General features: G+C 71.6%; 18 protein-coding genes. 7 read left to right on the top strand and 11 right to left on the bottom strand.

The window, feature by feature from the left end:
• Positions 1 to 62: 62 nt before the first annotated feature.
• Both ACIGDI_RS05010 and ACIGDI_RS05005 read left to right on the top strand, forming a co-directional pair.
• The gene (locus ACIGDI_RS05010; RefSeq protein ID WP_399890643.1) at positions 63 to 575 is read left to right on the top strand and encodes a DinB family protein; all 513 of its coding nucleotides are present in this window, start codon (positions 63 to 65) and stop codon (positions 573 to 575) included.
• 113 nt (positions 576 to 688) lie between these two features.
• Positions 689 to 1,180, top strand: coding sequence for a hypothetical protein (locus ACIGDI_RS05005; RefSeq protein ID WP_399890640.1), 492 nt, complete (start codon positions 689 to 691; stop codon positions 1,178 to 1,180).
• 13 nt (positions 1,181 to 1,193) lie between these two features.
• Here ACIGDI_RS05005 and ACIGDI_RS05000 read toward each other — a convergent pair whose 3' ends face one another.
• The 7 genes from ACIGDI_RS05000 to ACIGDI_RS04970 form a co-directional block, all read right to left on the bottom strand.
• Positions 1,194 to 1,715, bottom strand: a complete 522-nt coding sequence (locus ACIGDI_RS05000) for a hypothetical protein (protein WP_200703196.1) — start codon at positions 1,713 to 1,715, stop codon at positions 1,194 to 1,196.
• A gap of 112 nt (positions 1,716 to 1,827) precedes the next feature.
• The gene (gene ung, locus ACIGDI_RS04995; protein ID WP_399890637.1) at positions 1,828 to 2,511 is read right to left on the bottom strand and encodes a uracil-DNA glycosylase; all 684 of its coding nucleotides are present in this window, start codon (positions 2,509 to 2,511) and stop codon (positions 1,828 to 1,830) included.
• A gap of 105 nt (positions 2,512 to 2,616) precedes the next feature.
• Complete coding sequence (locus ACIGDI_RS04990; RefSeq protein WP_399890635.1) at positions 2,617 to 4,200, bottom strand: ABC transporter substrate-binding protein; 1,584 nt, start codon at positions 4,198 to 4,200, stop codon at positions 2,617 to 2,619.
• A gap of 213 nt (positions 4,201 to 4,413) precedes the next feature.
• A complete protein-coding gene (locus ACIGDI_RS04985) occupies positions 4,414 to 5,175 on the bottom strand; it encodes an SDR family oxidoreductase (protein ID WP_399890632.1) in 762 nt (253 codons plus the stop codon).
• A gap of 14 nt (positions 5,176 to 5,189) precedes the next feature.
• Entirely contained in the window at positions 5,190 to 5,951 is a 762-nt protein-coding gene (fabG, locus tag ACIGDI_RS04980; RefSeq protein ID WP_399890629.1) for a 3-oxoacyl-ACP reductase FabG, read from the bottom strand.
• Positions 5,952 to 6,076: 125 nt separating this feature from the next.
• A complete protein-coding gene (locus ACIGDI_RS04975) occupies positions 6,077 to 6,526 on the bottom strand; it encodes a DUF3037 domain-containing protein (RefSeq protein WP_272178767.1) in 450 nt (149 codons plus the stop codon).
• Complete coding sequence (locus ACIGDI_RS04970) at positions 6,523 to 7,287, bottom strand: HipA family kinase (RefSeq protein ID WP_399890626.1); 765 nt, start codon at positions 7,285 to 7,287, stop codon at positions 6,523 to 6,525. Before ACIGDI_RS04970 ends, ACIGDI_RS04975 begins: the two co-directional genes overlap by 4 nt.
• Positions 7,288 to 7,441: 154 nt before the next feature.
• Here ACIGDI_RS04970 and ACIGDI_RS04965 point away from each other — a divergent pair, with 154 nt between their 5' ends.
• Entirely contained in the window at positions 7,442 to 7,945 is a 504-nt protein-coding gene (locus ACIGDI_RS04965) for a Rieske (2Fe-2S) protein (protein ID WP_399890623.1), read from the top strand.
• Here ACIGDI_RS04965 and ACIGDI_RS04960 read toward each other — a convergent pair.
• Positions 7,932 to 8,588 (bottom strand): cysteine hydrolase, encoded by a 657-nt coding sequence (locus ACIGDI_RS04960; RefSeq protein ID WP_399890620.1) that lies wholly within the window; start codon positions 8,586 to 8,588, stop codon positions 7,932 to 7,934. The genes ACIGDI_RS04965 and ACIGDI_RS04960 overlap by 14 nt on opposite strands.
• 145 nt (positions 8,589 to 8,733) lie before the next feature.
• On the opposite strand from ACIGDI_RS04960, the gene ACIGDI_RS04955 reads away from it, so the two are divergent.
• On the top strand, positions 8,734 to 9,201 hold the full coding sequence (locus ACIGDI_RS04955; RefSeq protein ID WP_142150175.1) for a pyridoxamine 5'-phosphate oxidase family protein: 468 nt from the start codon (positions 8,734 to 8,736) through the stop codon (positions 9,199 to 9,201).
• On the opposite strand, the gene ACIGDI_RS04950 is transcribed toward ACIGDI_RS04955, so the two are convergent.
• Entirely contained in the window at positions 9,198 to 10,100 is a 903-nt protein-coding gene (locus tag ACIGDI_RS04950) for a LysR family transcriptional regulator (RefSeq protein ID WP_399890617.1), read from the bottom strand. The two genes, ACIGDI_RS04955 and ACIGDI_RS04950, sit on opposite strands and share 4 nt — an antisense overlap.
• A gap of 74 nt (positions 10,101 to 10,174) precedes the next feature.
• On the opposite strand from ACIGDI_RS04950, the gene ACIGDI_RS04945 reads away from it, so the two are divergent.
• Positions 10,175 to 11,104 (top strand): DMT family transporter, encoded by a 930-nt coding sequence (locus tag ACIGDI_RS04945; RefSeq protein ID WP_399890614.1) that lies wholly within the window; start codon positions 10,175 to 10,177, stop codon positions 11,102 to 11,104.
• Between the two features lie 129 nt (positions 11,105 to 11,233).
• On the opposite strand, the gene ACIGDI_RS04940 is transcribed toward ACIGDI_RS04945, so the two are convergent.
• Positions 11,234 to 12,565, bottom strand: a complete 1,332-nt coding sequence (locus ACIGDI_RS04940) for an aminotransferase class I/II-fold pyridoxal phosphate-dependent enzyme (RefSeq protein ID WP_399890611.1) — start codon at positions 12,563 to 12,565, stop codon at positions 11,234 to 11,236.
• Between the two features lie 60 nt (positions 12,566 to 12,625).
• On the opposite strand from ACIGDI_RS04940, the gene ACIGDI_RS04935 reads away from it, so the two are divergent.
• Entirely contained in the window at positions 12,626 to 13,309 is a 684-nt protein-coding gene (locus tag ACIGDI_RS04935; RefSeq protein ID WP_200703941.1) for a pyridoxamine 5'-phosphate oxidase family protein, read from the top strand.
• Positions 13,309 to 13,938, top strand: coding sequence for an FMN-binding negative transcriptional regulator (locus tag ACIGDI_RS04930; RefSeq protein ID WP_399890609.1), 630 nt, complete (start codon positions 13,309 to 13,311; stop codon positions 13,936 to 13,938). Before ACIGDI_RS04935 ends, ACIGDI_RS04930 begins: the two co-directional genes overlap by 1 nt.
• A gap of 78 nt (positions 13,939 to 14,016) precedes the next feature.
• Here ACIGDI_RS04930 and ACIGDI_RS04925 read toward each other — a convergent pair whose 3' ends face one another.
• Positions 14,017 to 14,937, bottom strand: a complete 921-nt coding sequence (locus tag ACIGDI_RS04925) for a DMT family transporter (RefSeq protein ID WP_399890607.1) — start codon at positions 14,935 to 14,937, stop codon at positions 14,017 to 14,019.
• Positions 14,938 to 15,117 lie beyond the last annotated feature (180 nt).

Here is a 15,117-nt window from a genome sequence, read left to right as displayed (position 1 = left end):
CGGGCCACCGGGCCGGGCAATAACCCGTGGTCGCGGCCGACGGGTTGGACGAGGATGCCCCTATGACGACCGAACGCCGTGAACCATCGACCACCGCCGACGAACGCACCATGCTGGAGGGCTGGCTCGAGTACCACCGGCAGACCTTGGCCTGGAAGTGCGAGGGCCTGACCGACGCCCAGCTGAGGACCGCGTCCGTGGAGCCGTCCACGCTGTCCCTGATGGGGCTGGTACGGCACATGGCGGACGTGGAGCGCGGCTGGTTCCGCCGGGTCCTCGCGGACGAGGACGCGGGGCCGATCCACTTCACCGACGAGGACCTCGACGGCGAGTTCCACCTGACCGAGGCGGACACCTGGGCGCAGGCGCGGGACACCTGGCAGGCCGAGATCGAGGCGGCGCGCACCATCGCGGCCGACTTCGGCCTGGACGACCTCTCCAAGGGGCGGCACCGGCGCACCGGCGAGCAGTTCAACCTGCGCTGGATCTACACCCACATGATCGAGGAGTACGCCCGCCACAACGGCCACGCCGACCTGCTCCGCGAGCGGATCGACGGCGCCACCGGCGACTGACGTCAGCCCGGCCGCTCCCGCGCCGTCCGTAAGGGGCCGGAGATCACCCGTGCGGGGCATCCTCCGCCCGTCCGCTGTTCCGCGGGGCGGGCGGAGGGGCCATCGTTGAGCGGGTGCATCGAACGACGACCACCGCAACGCTCCTGGTCACCGTCGCTGTAGCGGCCCTCACCGGCTGTGTGACGGTCCAGCGCCCGCCCCTCTCCGGCCCGCCGCCGACGGCGCCGTCCCAGCCGTCGGCACCACGCCCGGACGGTGAGCGCGAGCCGCAGACCGTGCAGGCACCGGCCAAGGAGGCGCTGGAGATGATCGGCCCGTCCCGGCGGCCGGAGCCAAGGACACCGCAGCACCACGGACCGGCGGCGAAGGCGCCGGCACCGGCCGGGAAGCCGTCGGCGCCCCGCTCACGTCCGCGGCCGCACCCCCGGGCACCACAGCCGAAGCACCGGCACCACCACCAGCAGCAGCCGCGCGTGGAGGTCCCGGGCGCGGGCAACTCGGTGCCGAAGAACACGAAGGACCTGTGCGCGCTGGGCCGGCAGTACGGGGGCTGGCACGCGGACAGCCCGGAGTCGGTCATCTGCAAGCAGGCGTACGGGCGTTGAGCCACCCGCCCCGTCAGGGCCGCTGTCTCGGCGGCCCCCATCGCCCGTCCCCGTCGGTGCCCCGCTCCCCCAGGCTGGACTCCAGCCGGCTGATGGCCGCCCGTACCCCCTCGCCGTACCGGTCGTCGCCGAGGGTCCCGGCGGCGGTCCGGGCTCGGCGCAGATGGGTGCGGGCGGCGCCGTCGCGGCCGAGCTTCAGGTAGTCGGCGGCCAGGTTCAGGTGCAGGGAGGGGTACAGCGCCCGTACCGCGGGGGCGCTCACGTGCTCGGCGGAGCGCGCCCCGGCCAGCTCCTCCGCGGCCGTCAGCGCCCTCAGGTCCCAGGCCAGCTCGTCGGACGGGTCGTCCTGGGCGTCGGCCATGTAGTGGGCCAGGGTGCAGCGGTGCAGCGGGTCGCCGTCCGTGCCGATCTCGGCCCACAGTTCGAGGAAGCGGTGCCGGGCCTCCTCGCGGTCTCCGGCGTGGTGCAGGATGACGACCTGTCCGATGCGTGTCAGCACGGCGTCCGGCGCCGTCTGCTCCTGTCCCTTGGCCACCGCGTACTCCGCCCACTCGTCGGCTACTGCTCACCGACGCTAACCGCAGCGACCGGCATTCCCGGTCAGGCGGCACCGGGCCGGTCCCCCGCGGAACCGGCCCGGCGGCGGCTCAGCCCAGGTTCGGGACCGTCCAGTCGATCGGCTCGTGGCCCTGCCGCGCCACCGCCTCGTTGATCTGCGTGAACGGACGGGAGCCGAAGAACTTCTTCGCCGACAGCGGCGAGGGGTGCGCGCCCTTGACCACGACGTGCCGGGACTCGTCGATCAGCGGGAGCTTCTTCTGCGCGTAGTTGCCCCACAGCACGAAGACCGCCGGGTCGGGCCGCTCGGTGACCGCGCGGATCACCGCGTCGGTGAACTTCTCCCAGCCCTTGCCCTTGTGGGAGTTGGCCTCGCCTGAGCGGACCGTGAGCACCGCGTTCAGCAGCAGGACGCCCTGCTGGGCCCACGGCATCAGATAGCCGTTGTCCGGGACGGGGGTGCCGAGCTCCGCGTGCATCTCCTTGTAGATGTTGCGCAGGGAGGGCGGGATCTTCACGCCGGGACGCACCGAGAAGCACAGGCCGTGTCCCTGGCCCTCGCCATGGTAGGGGTCCTGACCGAGGATCAGGACCTTCACCTTGTCGTACGGGGTGGCGTCCAGCGCGGCGAAGACCTCCTCGCGCGGCGGGTAGACGGGACCCTTCGCCCGCTCCTCCTCGACGAACTCCGTCAGCTCCTTGAAGTAGGGCTGCTGCAGCTCGTCGCCCAGAACCCCGCGCCAGGACTCGGGCAGCATGGCGATGTCGGTCACGTCAACTTCCTCACGATGTGCGGTGAACGGTGTGCGGTCACTTCCAGGTCTCAGAACCTACAGGCGACCACTGACAACGGTCCTCCGCTCCCCGAACCGCGCCCGCTACCAGCTGGTCTTGCGGGACAGCTCCCCCATCATCATGATCGTCGACGGGTCCAGCGCCTGCTCCGCGCCGGAGATGTCGTCGCTGGCGGCCACGAACTGCTTGCCCTGCCACAGCGGCAGCAGGCGGGCGTCGCGGACGAGGATCTGCTGGGCCTGCTCGAAGTCCGAGACGACGTTGGCGCGGTCGCTGACACTGCGCGAGCGGGGCAGCAGCACGCCGGTGATCTCGGGCGCCGGGTAGGGCGTGCCGAGCGCGTTCTGCTTGCCCACGAAGGGCGCGATGAAGTTGTCGGGGTCCGGGAAGTCGGGGAACCAGCCGCGCCCGAACACCGGGTACTCGCCCTTCTGGTAGCCCGTGACGTACGTCTTCCAGGGACGGCTCTTGAGGGTGACCGTGAACAGGCCGGAGTCCTCCAGCTGGCGCTTGATCTCGGCGAACTCCGGCTTGGTCTGGGAGCCGTAGCGGTCGCTGGTGTACCAGAGGGTGAGCGGGACGCGCTGGGTGATGCCGGCGTCGGTGAGGATCTTGCGTGCCTTGGCCGCGCTGGGGCTGCCGAAGTCGTCGAAGAAGTCGGTCGTGTGACCGGTCAGGCCCTTGGGGACCATCGAGTACAGCGGCTCGACGGTGTCCTTGTAGACCTTGTGCGCGATGGCGCCGCGGTCGACGACCTGGGCGACCGCCTTGCGCACCGCGGCCTTCCCGGCCCAGGGGTCCTTCGGGTTGAACACCAGGTAGTTGATCTCGATGCCGGCGCCCTCGATGAGCTGCAGGCTGCCGTCCGTGTTGTGCTTCTGCAGGTCGACGATGTCGTCGGCGTCGAGGCCCCGGAAGGCGACGTCGAGGCTGCCCTTCTTCAGGTCGGCGACCATGGGGGCCGACTCTCGGTAGTACCGGATGGTCACCGCGTCGTTCCTGCGGTCGGCGGCGCCCTTGTAGCTGTCGTTCTTTGCGAGTTCGGCCCGCTTGCCGTCCTCGTAGGACCGCAGGGTGTACGGCCCGGAGCCGTAGACCTTGTCGTCCTTGCGCAGGGAGGAGGCCGGGTACTCCTCCGGGTCGACGATCGACATGGCGGGTGTGGCGAGGACGAACGGGAAGGTGGCGTCCGGCTTGTTGAGGTGGAAGACGACCTCGTTGTCGCCGAGCACCTGGACCCGGTCGAGGCTGCCGAGCAGGCCCGCGGGGCCGCCGTTGAGGTTGATCTTCCTGATGCGGTCGATCGAGTACTTGACCGCCGCGGCGTTCAGCGTGTGTCCGTCGGAGAACTTCAGTCCGGAACGCAGCTGGCATCTGTACGTTCTGTTCGAACTGTCCGCGAAGCGGCAGTTGTCCGCCGCGTCGGGCTGTGGAGTCGTCGCCCCCGAGGGGTAGCTGAGGAGCGTTTGGTAAATGTTGCGGAACAACTCCCAGGACTGGTCCCAGGAGGCGGCGGGGTCCAGTGTGCTGGGCGCACTGGTGGTGCCGACCGTGATCGGCCCCTTGCTGTCGGAGGAGTCCGACGACAGGACACCGCATCCCGTCACCAGGGACGATATGGACGCGATGGCCGCCATCTGACGCAGGCGTCGCTTCCGGTTGAACACGCGCTCGCTCCTCGATCTGCCGTACCAAGGGTCGGCAGACCATACCGCAGGGCAACGGAGGTTGAACCCGCCTCGCACAAGGGGCTTGATCAGCTCGTTTATGACGACGTTGTCATCGGAGTGTGCCCCTCCTGTACGACGACGAGGGCGCCGTTTCCGTCAAGGAAACGGCGCCCTCGGGTGCCCGATCGTTACCCTCGCGGGCGGGTGGCGTCAGGCCACTCCGGCGTTCAGGAAGATGCCTCCGTCGACCACGAGCGTCTGGCCGGTGACCCAGTCGGACTGCTCGGAGGTGAGGAACGCCGCGGCGCCGCCGATGTCGGACGGCACGCCGAGCCGGCCCAGCGGATAGGCGGCGGCCGCCTCGGCCTCCCGGCCCTCGTACAGGGCCTGCGCGAACTTGGTCTTGACCACGGCCGGGGCGATCGCGTTGACCCGCACCTTGGGCGCGAACTCGTGCGCGAGCTGCTGGGTCAGGTTGATCAGCGCGGCCTTGCTGACGCCGTAGGCGGCGATGAAGGGCGAGGGCGCGAGGCCCGCGACGGAGGCGATGTTGACGATGGCGCCGCCGTTGTCCTTCTGCCAGGCGTGCCACGTCTTCTGCGCGAAGCCGAGCGCGGAGATCACGTTGGTCTCGAAGACCTTGCGCGCCACGTTCAGGTCGAGGTCGGCGATCGGCCCGAACACCGGGTTGGTGCCGGCGTTGTTGACCAGGAAGTCGACGCGGCCGAAGGCCTCCATGGTGCGCTCGACGGCCTCGGCCTGGTGCTCCAGGTCGTGCGCCTTGCCGGCGATGCCGATGACGCGCTCGGCGCCGAGCTGGTCGACGGCCTCCTTCAGGGCGTCCTCGTTGCGGCCGGTGATGGCCACGCGGTCGCCGCGGGCGACGAGCGCCTCGGCGACGCCGTAGCCGATGCCGCGGCTGGCGCCCGTGACGAGGGCGACCTTGCCGGAGAGTGCGGGGAGTTCAGTCATGGCTGGGAGTTCTCCTAGTCGAGCGGTCCGCCGGCGACGTACAGCACCTGGCCGGAGACGAATCCGGCCGCCTCGCCGGTGAAGAAGGCGATGGCGTTGGCGATGTCGTCGGGCTCGCCCACCCGGGCGACGGGGATCTGGGTGGCCGCGGCGGCCTTGAAGTCCTCGAAGCCCATGCCGACGCGGTCGGCGGTGGCCTTGGTCATCTCGGTGGCGATGAAGCCGGGCGCGACCGCGTTGGCGGTGACGCCGAACTTGCCGAGCTCCTTGGCGAGGGTCTTGGTGAAGCCCTGCAGACCGGCCTTGGCGGCCGAGTAGTTGACCTGGCCGCGGTTGCCGAGCGCCGAGGAGGAGGACAGGTTGACGATGCGGCCGAAGCCCGCGTCGACCATGTGCTTCTGGCAGGCCTTCGACATCAGGAACGCGCCGCGCAGGTGGACGTTCATGACGGTGTCCCAGTCGGAGACGCTCATCTTGAACAGCAGGTTGTCGCGCAGCACGCCCGCGTTGTTGACCAGGATCGTCGGCGCGCCGAGTTCCTCGGCGATGCGGGCGATCGCGGCCTCGACCTGCGCCTCGTCGGAGACGTCGCAGCCGACCGCGATGGCCTTGCCGCCCGCCGCGGTGATCTTCTCGACGGTGTCCTTGCAGGCGGCCTCGTCGAGGTCGATCACGGCGACCGCGCGACCCTCGGCGGCCAGTCGTACGGCGGTGGCGGCGCCGATCCCACGCGCTCCGCCGGTGACCACGGCGACCCGCTGCTCAGTGGTGGACATTGCTGCTTCTCCTCGCCCTTGAGAGAACCCGCGGCCCGGTGAGCGACCGCTTAGTACCTTCGTCGCACGTGACGCTAGAAGCCCTGGCACGCGGTGTCAACGTCACACGGGCCCGGTGTGATCGATTACCTCACCAGCAGGTCGAGCAGGCGCTCCGTCTCGGCCGCCGGATCGGCGGTGAGCCCAGTGTGCACCGGTCCGGGCCGCACGACCGTGGAGCGCGGCGCGACGAGCCAGCGAAAGCGCCGTCCGGCGTCCTCGCCGGCGGCCTGTCCGGCCGCTTCTCCCCCGCCGCAGACCCGCTCGACGGCGCCGAGCGCCGCGCGGATGCCGGCCACGTCGGCCTGCGGGTCGAGGGCGAGCAGCCGCGCCTCGTCGAGGTGGGTGCGAGCGCCGACGTAGGCCTTCGCGCGGCAGTACAGCAGGACGCCGGCGTTGATGCACTCGCCGCGCTCGGCGCGGGGCACGACGCGCAGCAGGGCGTACTCGAAGACGTCCCGTTCGTTGGCCTCGCCGCCCCGGATGATGTGCCGCTCGACCACGGCGCCTGCCATGTGGATGTGGCGCTCGCTCACTTGCCTGCCTCGATTCCCGTGATGCGCTCGTGGACGGACGCGGCCCTGGCCAGCAGCGGCCGGGCGTAGGCGCGCCTGAGGTCGTCCGGCGTGTCGAAGCCGGGTTCGCCGGCCAGCCAGGCGTCCGGGACCTCGGCGGTGACCTCGGCCAGGAGGTCCTCGGTGACCTGCGGCGCCAGCTCGGCTGCGGCCCCGGCGACGTCCGGCGCGAAGGACCTCAGGGCGTGGTCGGAGGCGTCGTAGGGGCGGGCGGCGGAGGCTTCGGCGCCGGGCCAGTTGTGGTGCCAGATCATGGTGGCGCCGTGGTCGATGAGCCACAGCTCGCCGCGCCACATCAGCAGGTTGGGGTTGCGCCAGGAGCGGTCGACGTTGTTGATCAGCGCGTCGAACCACAGGACCCGCCCGGCCTCCTCGGCGCTCACCTCGAAGGCGAGCGGGTCGAAGCCGAGCGCGCCCGGGAGGAAGTCCATGCCGAGGTTGGTGCCGCCGCTGGACCTCAGCAGCTCCTGCACCTGCTGGTCCGGTTCGCCGAGGCCCACCACCGGGTCGAGGTCGAGCGTCACCAGGCGGGGCATCCGGAAGCCGAGCCTGCGGGCGAGTTCCCCGCAGACGACCTCGGCGACCAGAGTCTTGCGGCCCTGTCCGGCGCCGGTGAACTTCATGACGTACGTCCCGAAGTCGTCGGCCTCGACGAGTCCCGGCAGCGAGCCGCCCTCACGCAGGGGCGTGATGTACCGGGTCGCGATGACTTCCTTGAGCATCGCCCCAGGTTACTGGCCGACAGCGAACCGACAGCTCAGGTTTACCCCGCCCTGAACTCGAACGCGTTTAGATCTCGACATCGTCTGAACAACCAACGGCTCCAGCCCGTACCCCTGTCCAGATCTACGAAGCTTGCTATGAAGGGACGTCGGCATGACGACCAGCGAATCGCTTCCCCCCACCGCGGCGCCCGGCCGCCGGACCGTCGTGGCGGCGGTCGGCGCGGCCGGACTCGCCGTCGCGCTGACCGCGTGCGGCTCCTCCGACGACGACTCCGCCTCGTCCGGCTCGAACACCCAGGCCGGCGCGAACACCACCGGCGGCACCACCGGTGACACCGGCGCGAGCGCCTCCACCGGCTCGGGCGGCGGCACGGCCCTGGCGAAGACCGCCGACATCCCCGAGGGCGGCGGCAAGATCTTCAAGGACCAGGCCGTGGTGGTCACCCAGCCGGCCTCGGGCACCTTCAAGGCCTTCTCCACCAAGTGCCCGCACGCGGGGTGCGCGGTGAGCAGCATCGCGAACGGCGTCATCGTCTGCCCGTGCCACGGCAGTCAGTTCTCGGTCGAGGACGGCAGTGTGAAGAAGGGCCCGGCGACCACGGGGCTGACGGCCGAGAAGGTGACGGTGAGCGGGGACTCGATCACGCTGTCGTGACCCGGGCGCCCCGGGGCCGTCGCAGACAGCCCAGCACCTCGTCCGTGGTCGCGACCGTGGCGACCAGGGCGAGGGTGTGGCGGATCATCGCGGGGGTGTAGTCGGAGGGCACCCCCGCGATGGCGTCGGACGGCACCACGACGGTGTAGCCGCGGTTGACCGCGTCGAAGACGGCGTTGGGGATCGCGACGTTGGCCGAGACGCCGGTGACGACGAGGGTGCGGCAGCCCAGGTTGCGCAGCAGCGCGTCGACGTCGGTGCCCTGGATCGGGGACAGTCCGTGGAGCCGTCGTACGACGAGGTCCTCCTCGGCCACCTCGATCGGGGGTGCCACCCGGGCCGCCGTGGTTCCGGACAGCTGCTGGACGGGGAGGCGTTCGGCGGCCCGGAAGAGACGGGCGTTGCGGTTGGCGCCGCGGCCGTCCGGGCGCCGCTCGGCGACGGCGTGCAGGACCTGGACGCCGCTGTCGTGGGCGGCGGCGACCAGCCGCGCGATGTTGGCGAGGACGCCGGACGAGCGTGCCTCACGGGCGAGTTCGGGCAGGGCGCTGTCCGGGCCGACGACGCCCTGCTGGCACTCGACGGTGAGCAGCACGGTCGTGGCGGGGTCGAGGAGCTCACTGAGCTTTTCGTACGACGGCACGGTTCCCCCTGGTCGCCTGCGGTCCCCAGCGGGCGCGAGAGTAACCACCATTGCGCGAGGACGGAAGACGACCCATCCTTTTCTGACGTGATGTCAGAGGATCATCCGAGTTCCTCTGACACGACGTGAGAGAAGAGGGGGACACATGACCGTCACTCAGCGTCGAGGCCGGAAGATCATGATGACGCCCGGCGAGCTGGACGAGTTCCTCGTGAGCCAGCGCACCTGTCGGGTCGCCACCGTGTCGAAGGACGGTGCTCCGCACGTCAGCACCCTGTGGTTCGCCTGGGACGGCACGTCGTTGTGGCTGTACTCCGTCGTGCGCAGCAAGCGGTGGACCGACCTGCGCCGCGACCCACGGGTGGCGATCGTGGTGGACACGGGCGAGGAGTACGAGGAGCTGCGCGGCGTCGAGCTGTCCGGATCGGTCGAGTTCGTGGGCGAGTTCCCGCGCACCGGCGAGCTGTGCGCCGAACTCGACGTCCCCGAGACGCTGTTCGCCCGCAAGAACTTCGGCCTGGAGGAGATGCCGCACGACGGCCGCCACGCCTGGATACGACTGACCCCGGACAAGATCGTCTCCTGGGACTTCCGCAAGCTGGGGCCCGCCTAGCCCACCGTCCGCCCCGCCTCCTGCAACGCCTCCACCGCCGCCCGGATCGACGGGCGGCGGTCGGCGTCCGCGCGCCAGACGGCGTAGATCTGGCGCCGCACCGACTGCCGTACGGGCACGGTGCGTACACCCTCCGGCACCGGACCGCGGCCCAGTCGCGGCGCCACGCACACGCCCAACCCCGCTCCGACGAGGGCGAGTTGGGTGGGGTGCTCCTCGGCGCGGTGGGCGACGCGCGGTTCGATGCCCTTGGAGCGCAGGGTGTGGATCAGCCACTCGTGGCAGAACTCGTTCTCGTTCCAGGTGACCCAGTCGTCGTCGGCGAAGTCCTCCAGGTCCACCTCGGCGCGGTCCGCGTGCCGGTGGTCGGCGGGCATGGCCACGTCGGCGGTGTCGTCGAGGATGACGGCCTTGACCAGCCCCTCCGGCATGGGCAGCGGCCTGTTGTACCAGTCCAGGACGACGGCGAGGTCGAAGTCGCCGCGCATCACGGCGAGCACGGCCGGCTCGGGCTCCATCTCGCGCGAGGTGGTGCGCAGGCCCGGGTGCGCCTTGCGCAGCTGTGACAGCGCGACCGGGAACAGGCCGCGCGCGGCGGTCGGGAACGCGGCGAGGCGGAGTTCGCCGACCACCTCCCCGCGGTGCGCCTCCAGGTCGGACTGGGCGAGCTCGACCTGGGAGAGGATGCGGGCCGCGTGCTCCGCGAGCAGCCGGCCGGCGTCGGTGAGCCGCACGCCGCGGCCGTTCTTCGCGACGAGCTGCTGGCCCACTTCCCTTTCCAGCTTGGACAGTTGCTGCGAGACCGCCGACGTCGTCACGTGCAGACCCTCGGCCGCGCCGCTGACCGAGCCGTGCCGGGCGAGGGCGTCGAGGGTGCGCAGGCGCTCCAGGTTCAACATGTAAGCAATACTACGAGGTATCCGGAGAAGAACTCGATTGTGCTACGAGATTGTTCTGTCGCATGGTTACGGTCATGACCACCGTGACCACGGCCCGGACCGCCGCGCCCGCTCCCGTCCGCCGCCCTGCCCTCGACTGGCGTCTGCGCTTCGGCGCCCTGTCCCTGATCTGGGGCTTCAGCTTTCTGCTGATCAAGGTCGGTACGGACGGCTACGCGCCGTTCCAGGTCACGCTGGGCCGGCTGGTGTTCGGGACGGCGGTGCTCGCGCTGGCGATGGCGGTGAAGCGGGCGCGGCTGCCCCGCGGGCTGCGGACGTGGGGGCATCTGGCGGTGGCCGCGTTCCTGCTGAACGCGCTGCCGTTCTCGTTGTTCGCGTACTCCGAGCTGACGATCCCGTCCACGCTGGCGGGGATCTGCAACGCGACCTCGCCGCTGTGGGGCATGGCGCTGTCCCTGGTCGCGCTGTCCGAGGACCGGCCGTCCCGGGTGCGGGTCGCGGGGCTGGGGATCGGGTTCCTGGGGGTGCTGACGGTCCTCGGCGCCTGGCAGGGGTTCCACGGGCTGGACGGCAGGGGGACCGCGATGGCGCTGCTGGCCTCGCTGAGCTATCCGGTCGGGTGGATCTACGTCCGTCGCACGCTGGCCGGATCCGGGTATTCGCATCTGTCGCTGACCGGGGCGCAGTTGTTGCTGGCGACGGTGCAACTCGCTGTCGTGACACCACTGTTCACCTCCTTCCCGGGGCGGGTCGCCGTGGTGCCGTTGCTCGCGGTCGCCGCGCTGGGGGCGTTGGGCACCGGGTTGGCCGTTCTGATTCAGTACGGGCTGGTCGCCGAGGTCGGGCCGACGACGGCTCAGATGGTCACGTACTTCATACCCGTCATCGCCACGGGGGCGGGTGTGGCGATTCTCGGGGAGTCGTTGAGCTGGTCCACGCCCGTGGGGGCCGTGATCGTACTGGCCGGGGCGGCGCTGACGCAGGTGCGGGGGAAGGGGCGGTGAGGGGGCGGGCGCGTTAGGGGGTGGGGGCGGGGAGCGTTAGGGGGGTGGGGGCGGGGAGCGTTGGCGGCTGCGGGTTCGATGGGGCTGGTCGCGCAGTTCCCCGCGCCCCTGGGACGTCGCAGCGACCGCTCACACGTAATTCCTGGTGGGTGACGGGGCCACCGCCCCGGCCACCGCGTCCGCCAAGGGAACGACATCTTGCGGCCCCAGGGTCGACACCGTGATACGGATGCCGGGTGGGGCGCTCAGGCGGAAGCGGGCGCCCGGGGCCACCGCCCAGCCCGCGTGCAGGAGGCGGGCGACGGCTCCGGTCTCGTCGGGGACGGGGATCCAGACGTTCATGCCGCTGCGGCCGTGTGCCTCGACGCCCCGGTCCGCCAGCGCGTCGATCAGCAGGTCGCGCCGTTCGCGGTAGGCCGCCGCCACAGCTCCGGTGTCGAGCGTGTCGTCGCTCCACAGTTCGACCACGGCGCGCTGGGTGATGCGGCTGACCCAGCCGGGACCCAGGCGGTGGCGGCCCGTGACCCGGTCGACCGTGGTGGGGTCGCCGGTGAGGACGGCCAGGCGGAGGTCGGGGCCGTAGGCCTTGGCGACCGAGCGGACGAAGGCCCAGTGGCGGGTGACGCCGGCGAGGGGGTGGAGGGGCAGGTCGACGATGCCGTGGCCGTGGTCGTCCTCGATCAGGAGGACCTCCGGGTGATCGCGCAGCACGGCGCGCAGGGCACGCGCACGCGTGGCGGTCACCGCGGCGCCGGTCGGGTTCTGGGCGCGGTCGGTGACGACGAGTGCGCGGGCGCCGGCGTCGAGGGCGCGGCGGACGTCGGCGGGGCGCGGGCCCTCGTCGTCGACGCCGACCGGGGCCGTGCGCAGGCCCAGGGCGGGGACCAGGTCGAGGAGGCTGCCCCAGCCCGGGTCCTCCACGGCGACCGTGTCGCCGGGCTTGAGGTGGGCGGCGAGGACCCGCTCGATGGCGTCCAGCGAGCCGGAGAGCACGGCGAGCGGGCCTTCCGGGACGCCGTCGGCGTCGAGCCGGGTCCGCGCGGCCCTCTCCAGCTCCGGGTCGACCAGGGCGTCCCCGTACAGGACGGGCCGCCGGTCGTGCTGTTCGGCCGCCGCCGCGAAAGCCTTGCCCAGCGGTGGCAGCAGCGCCGGGTCCGGGTTGCCGTTCGCCACGTCCCGCACCCCTTCGGGCACGTCCATCCGCACGTACTCGCGGCCCGTCGTGGCCGGCTTGGAGCGCACCCTGCTGCCCCGGCGTCCGGCGGTCTCGATCACCCCGCGCTCACGCAGGATGCGATAGGCGGCCGCGACCGTGTTGGGGTTCACCCCCAGCTCGACCGCCAACTCCCGCATGGGAGGCAGCAGTTGACCCGGTTCCAGCTCGCCCGAGCCCACCGCGCGCTCGACGCTGGCCGCAATCCCTGCTGCGCCCCGACCCTCGATCCGATATCCTCCTAGCACAAACCAGATTATGCACTAGTGCAATATTGTTCAGCAAGTCGAGGAATCACGGAGACCGCCATGCAGGGGACCGCCCAGCCGACATCGCAGGCCACCGCCTACACGCCGACCGACCGCACCGTCCCCACCCGTTCCGCGGAACGGGCGTCGTACGACAAGGAGCTGGTGCACGCGATACTCGACGAGGGGTACGTCTGCCACCTGGGCTTCGTGCGGGACGGGGCGCCGGTGGTGCTGCCCACCCTGTACGGGCGGGTCGGCGACCGGCTGTACGTGCACGGTTCCACCGGGTCGCGCCCGCTGCGGATGACCGGCCAGGCCGACCCCGGCCTGCCGGTGTGTCTGACGGTCACGCACGTGGACGCGCTGATCCTGGCCCGTTCGGCCTTCCATCACTCGATCAACTACCGGTCGGTCGTGGTGCACGGGATCGCCCACGACGTGACCGACCCCGAGGAGAAGCGCGCGGCGCTGGACGCGCTGGTCGACCACGTCGTGCCCGGGCGGGCGGCGGACTCCCGGCCCGCGAACAAGAAGGAGCTGGCCGCGACCGCCGTGATCCGGCTCGACCTGGACGAGGTCTCCGCCAAGCTCCGCACCGGCGGTGTGAACGACGAGCCCGAGGACCTGTCCCTCCCCCACTGGGCCGGCGTCGTCCCGCTGCGCAAGGGCTACGAGACCCCCGTCGCCGACGGCGACCTGACCCCCGGCATCGGCCTCCCCGACTACCTGGCGGTGCCGTGATGCTCATCCACCCCTGGGACGCGGCACTGGACGACACCGAGTGGCAACGGTGGCTCGCCGTGCACGACTTCGGGCAGCTCGCCGTCAGCGGCCCGCCGGGCGAGGCACCGTACGTCCAGCCGCTGCACTTCGTCTACGACGCCGGACGCGCCGAGGTCCTCACCCATCTCGCCCGGCCCAACCCGCTGTGGCCCGCGCTGGAAGCCGGACCCGAGGTGCTGCTGAGCGTGGTCGACGACTACGTCTACGCGCCGGGGTACTGGCAGGTCGCGCCGGGCGAGCCGACCGAGCACGGCACGCCGACGAGCTACTACGCGGCCGTACAACTGCGCTGCCGCGCCCACGTGGTGGACGACCCGGCGGAGAAGGCCGCCCTGCTCAACCGTCAGCTCGGGCACTTCCAGCCGGAGGGCGGTTCGGCGGAGGTGGCGGTGGGCGAGGTGCCGTACGGCAGGTTGCTGTCCGGTCTGCGCGGGCTGCGGCTCGAAGTCGTCGACGTACGGGCGAAGTTCAAGTACGCGGGCCGCAAGCCCGAGGTGCGGGAGCGGGTGCTTGCCGGACTGGACGAGCGGGGCGGCCCGCGGGACGCCGCCGCGCGCGAGCATCTGCTGCGCCGGCACGGGGTGTGACACCAGGTGTGACACGAACAGCCGTGCCGACGCAGATCACTGAGGAGAGGGACCTCACGGGGGAGGGTCCCTCTCCTCTCACCTCTGCGGTGACTCCCTCGTCTCCGCGCGCGCCAGGCCCGCGACGGAGGCGAGCATCAGCCCGATTCCGGTAAGGGTGACCGCGGTCAGCCGCTCGCCGAACACAGCGAAGCCGAGGACGGTCGCGCCGACCGGCTCCAGCAGCATGATCACGGCGACGGTGGTCGACCGTACGACGGCGGCACCCGCGAAGTAGAGGGTGTACGCGAGAGCCGTGGGCACGGTCGCGAGGTACGCGAACAGCAGCAGGAACGGGCCAGGTTCGGCGATCCGCGGCAGCAGTCCCGCGGTCAGGGCGAGCGGCAGCAGCCACAGGGAAGCCCCCGCGAAGGTGGCCACGGCCGCCGCGGAGGCGTCCGTCGCCCCGTCCCGTCGGGTGAGCAGCGTCATCGCGCACTGACCGACGGCGGACAGCACGGCGAGCAGCACACCCCACGGCCGCACCGTCGCCCCCGCTCCCCCGAGGACGACGACGCCCAGCCCGAGCAGCGCTCCGGCGACCGCGACCGCGCCACCGCGTCCGAGCCGCTCCGCCAGGACCAGCCGCGCGGCGAGCGCGACCAGGACGGGGCCGGTGCCCAGGGTGACGACGGTGGCCACGGCCAGGCCGGTGGCCGAGACGGCGGCGAAGTAGGCCGCCTGGAACACGGCGAGCCCCAGCCCGGTCGCGGCACCCCGCGTGATCCGGCGGCCGAGCGGGTCCCGGTCGGCCGGGCCGGGCGTACGGCGCAGGGCGCGGACCGCGAGCAGCAGCAGGAGCCCGGCGGCGCAGCGCCAGAAGGACAGGGCGACGGGGCCCATGTCGCTGGTTCTCCCGACCAGCGACGCGGCCGCGCCCGCGGTGCCCCAGACGGCACCGGCGACGATGAGACAGCCAAGGCCCCGCCCCACGGGCAGGCCGGAAACAGCGTTCGACACGAGTCTCTCCGCAGCCGCGTGGCGGCGGCCCTCGGGCGGCGGCCACGCGGAAGTCGACGAATGAACGGACCTCGTCCGCGGGCAGCACCGTCAGCGCCCTGGCAGTGCCGGGCGCGGTTGTTCGGGAGCCCGCCTCAGGCGGCGGGCGGAGAGACGATGACGTAGGTGGTCGAACGCACG

Source organism: Streptomyces sp. NPDC085900 (assembly GCF_044540925.1).
Lineage (GTDB): Bacteria > Actinomycetota > Actinomycetes > Streptomycetales > Streptomycetaceae > Streptomyces > Streptomyces gilvifuscus.
This window is presented reverse-complemented; position numbering and strand designations above follow the sequence as displayed.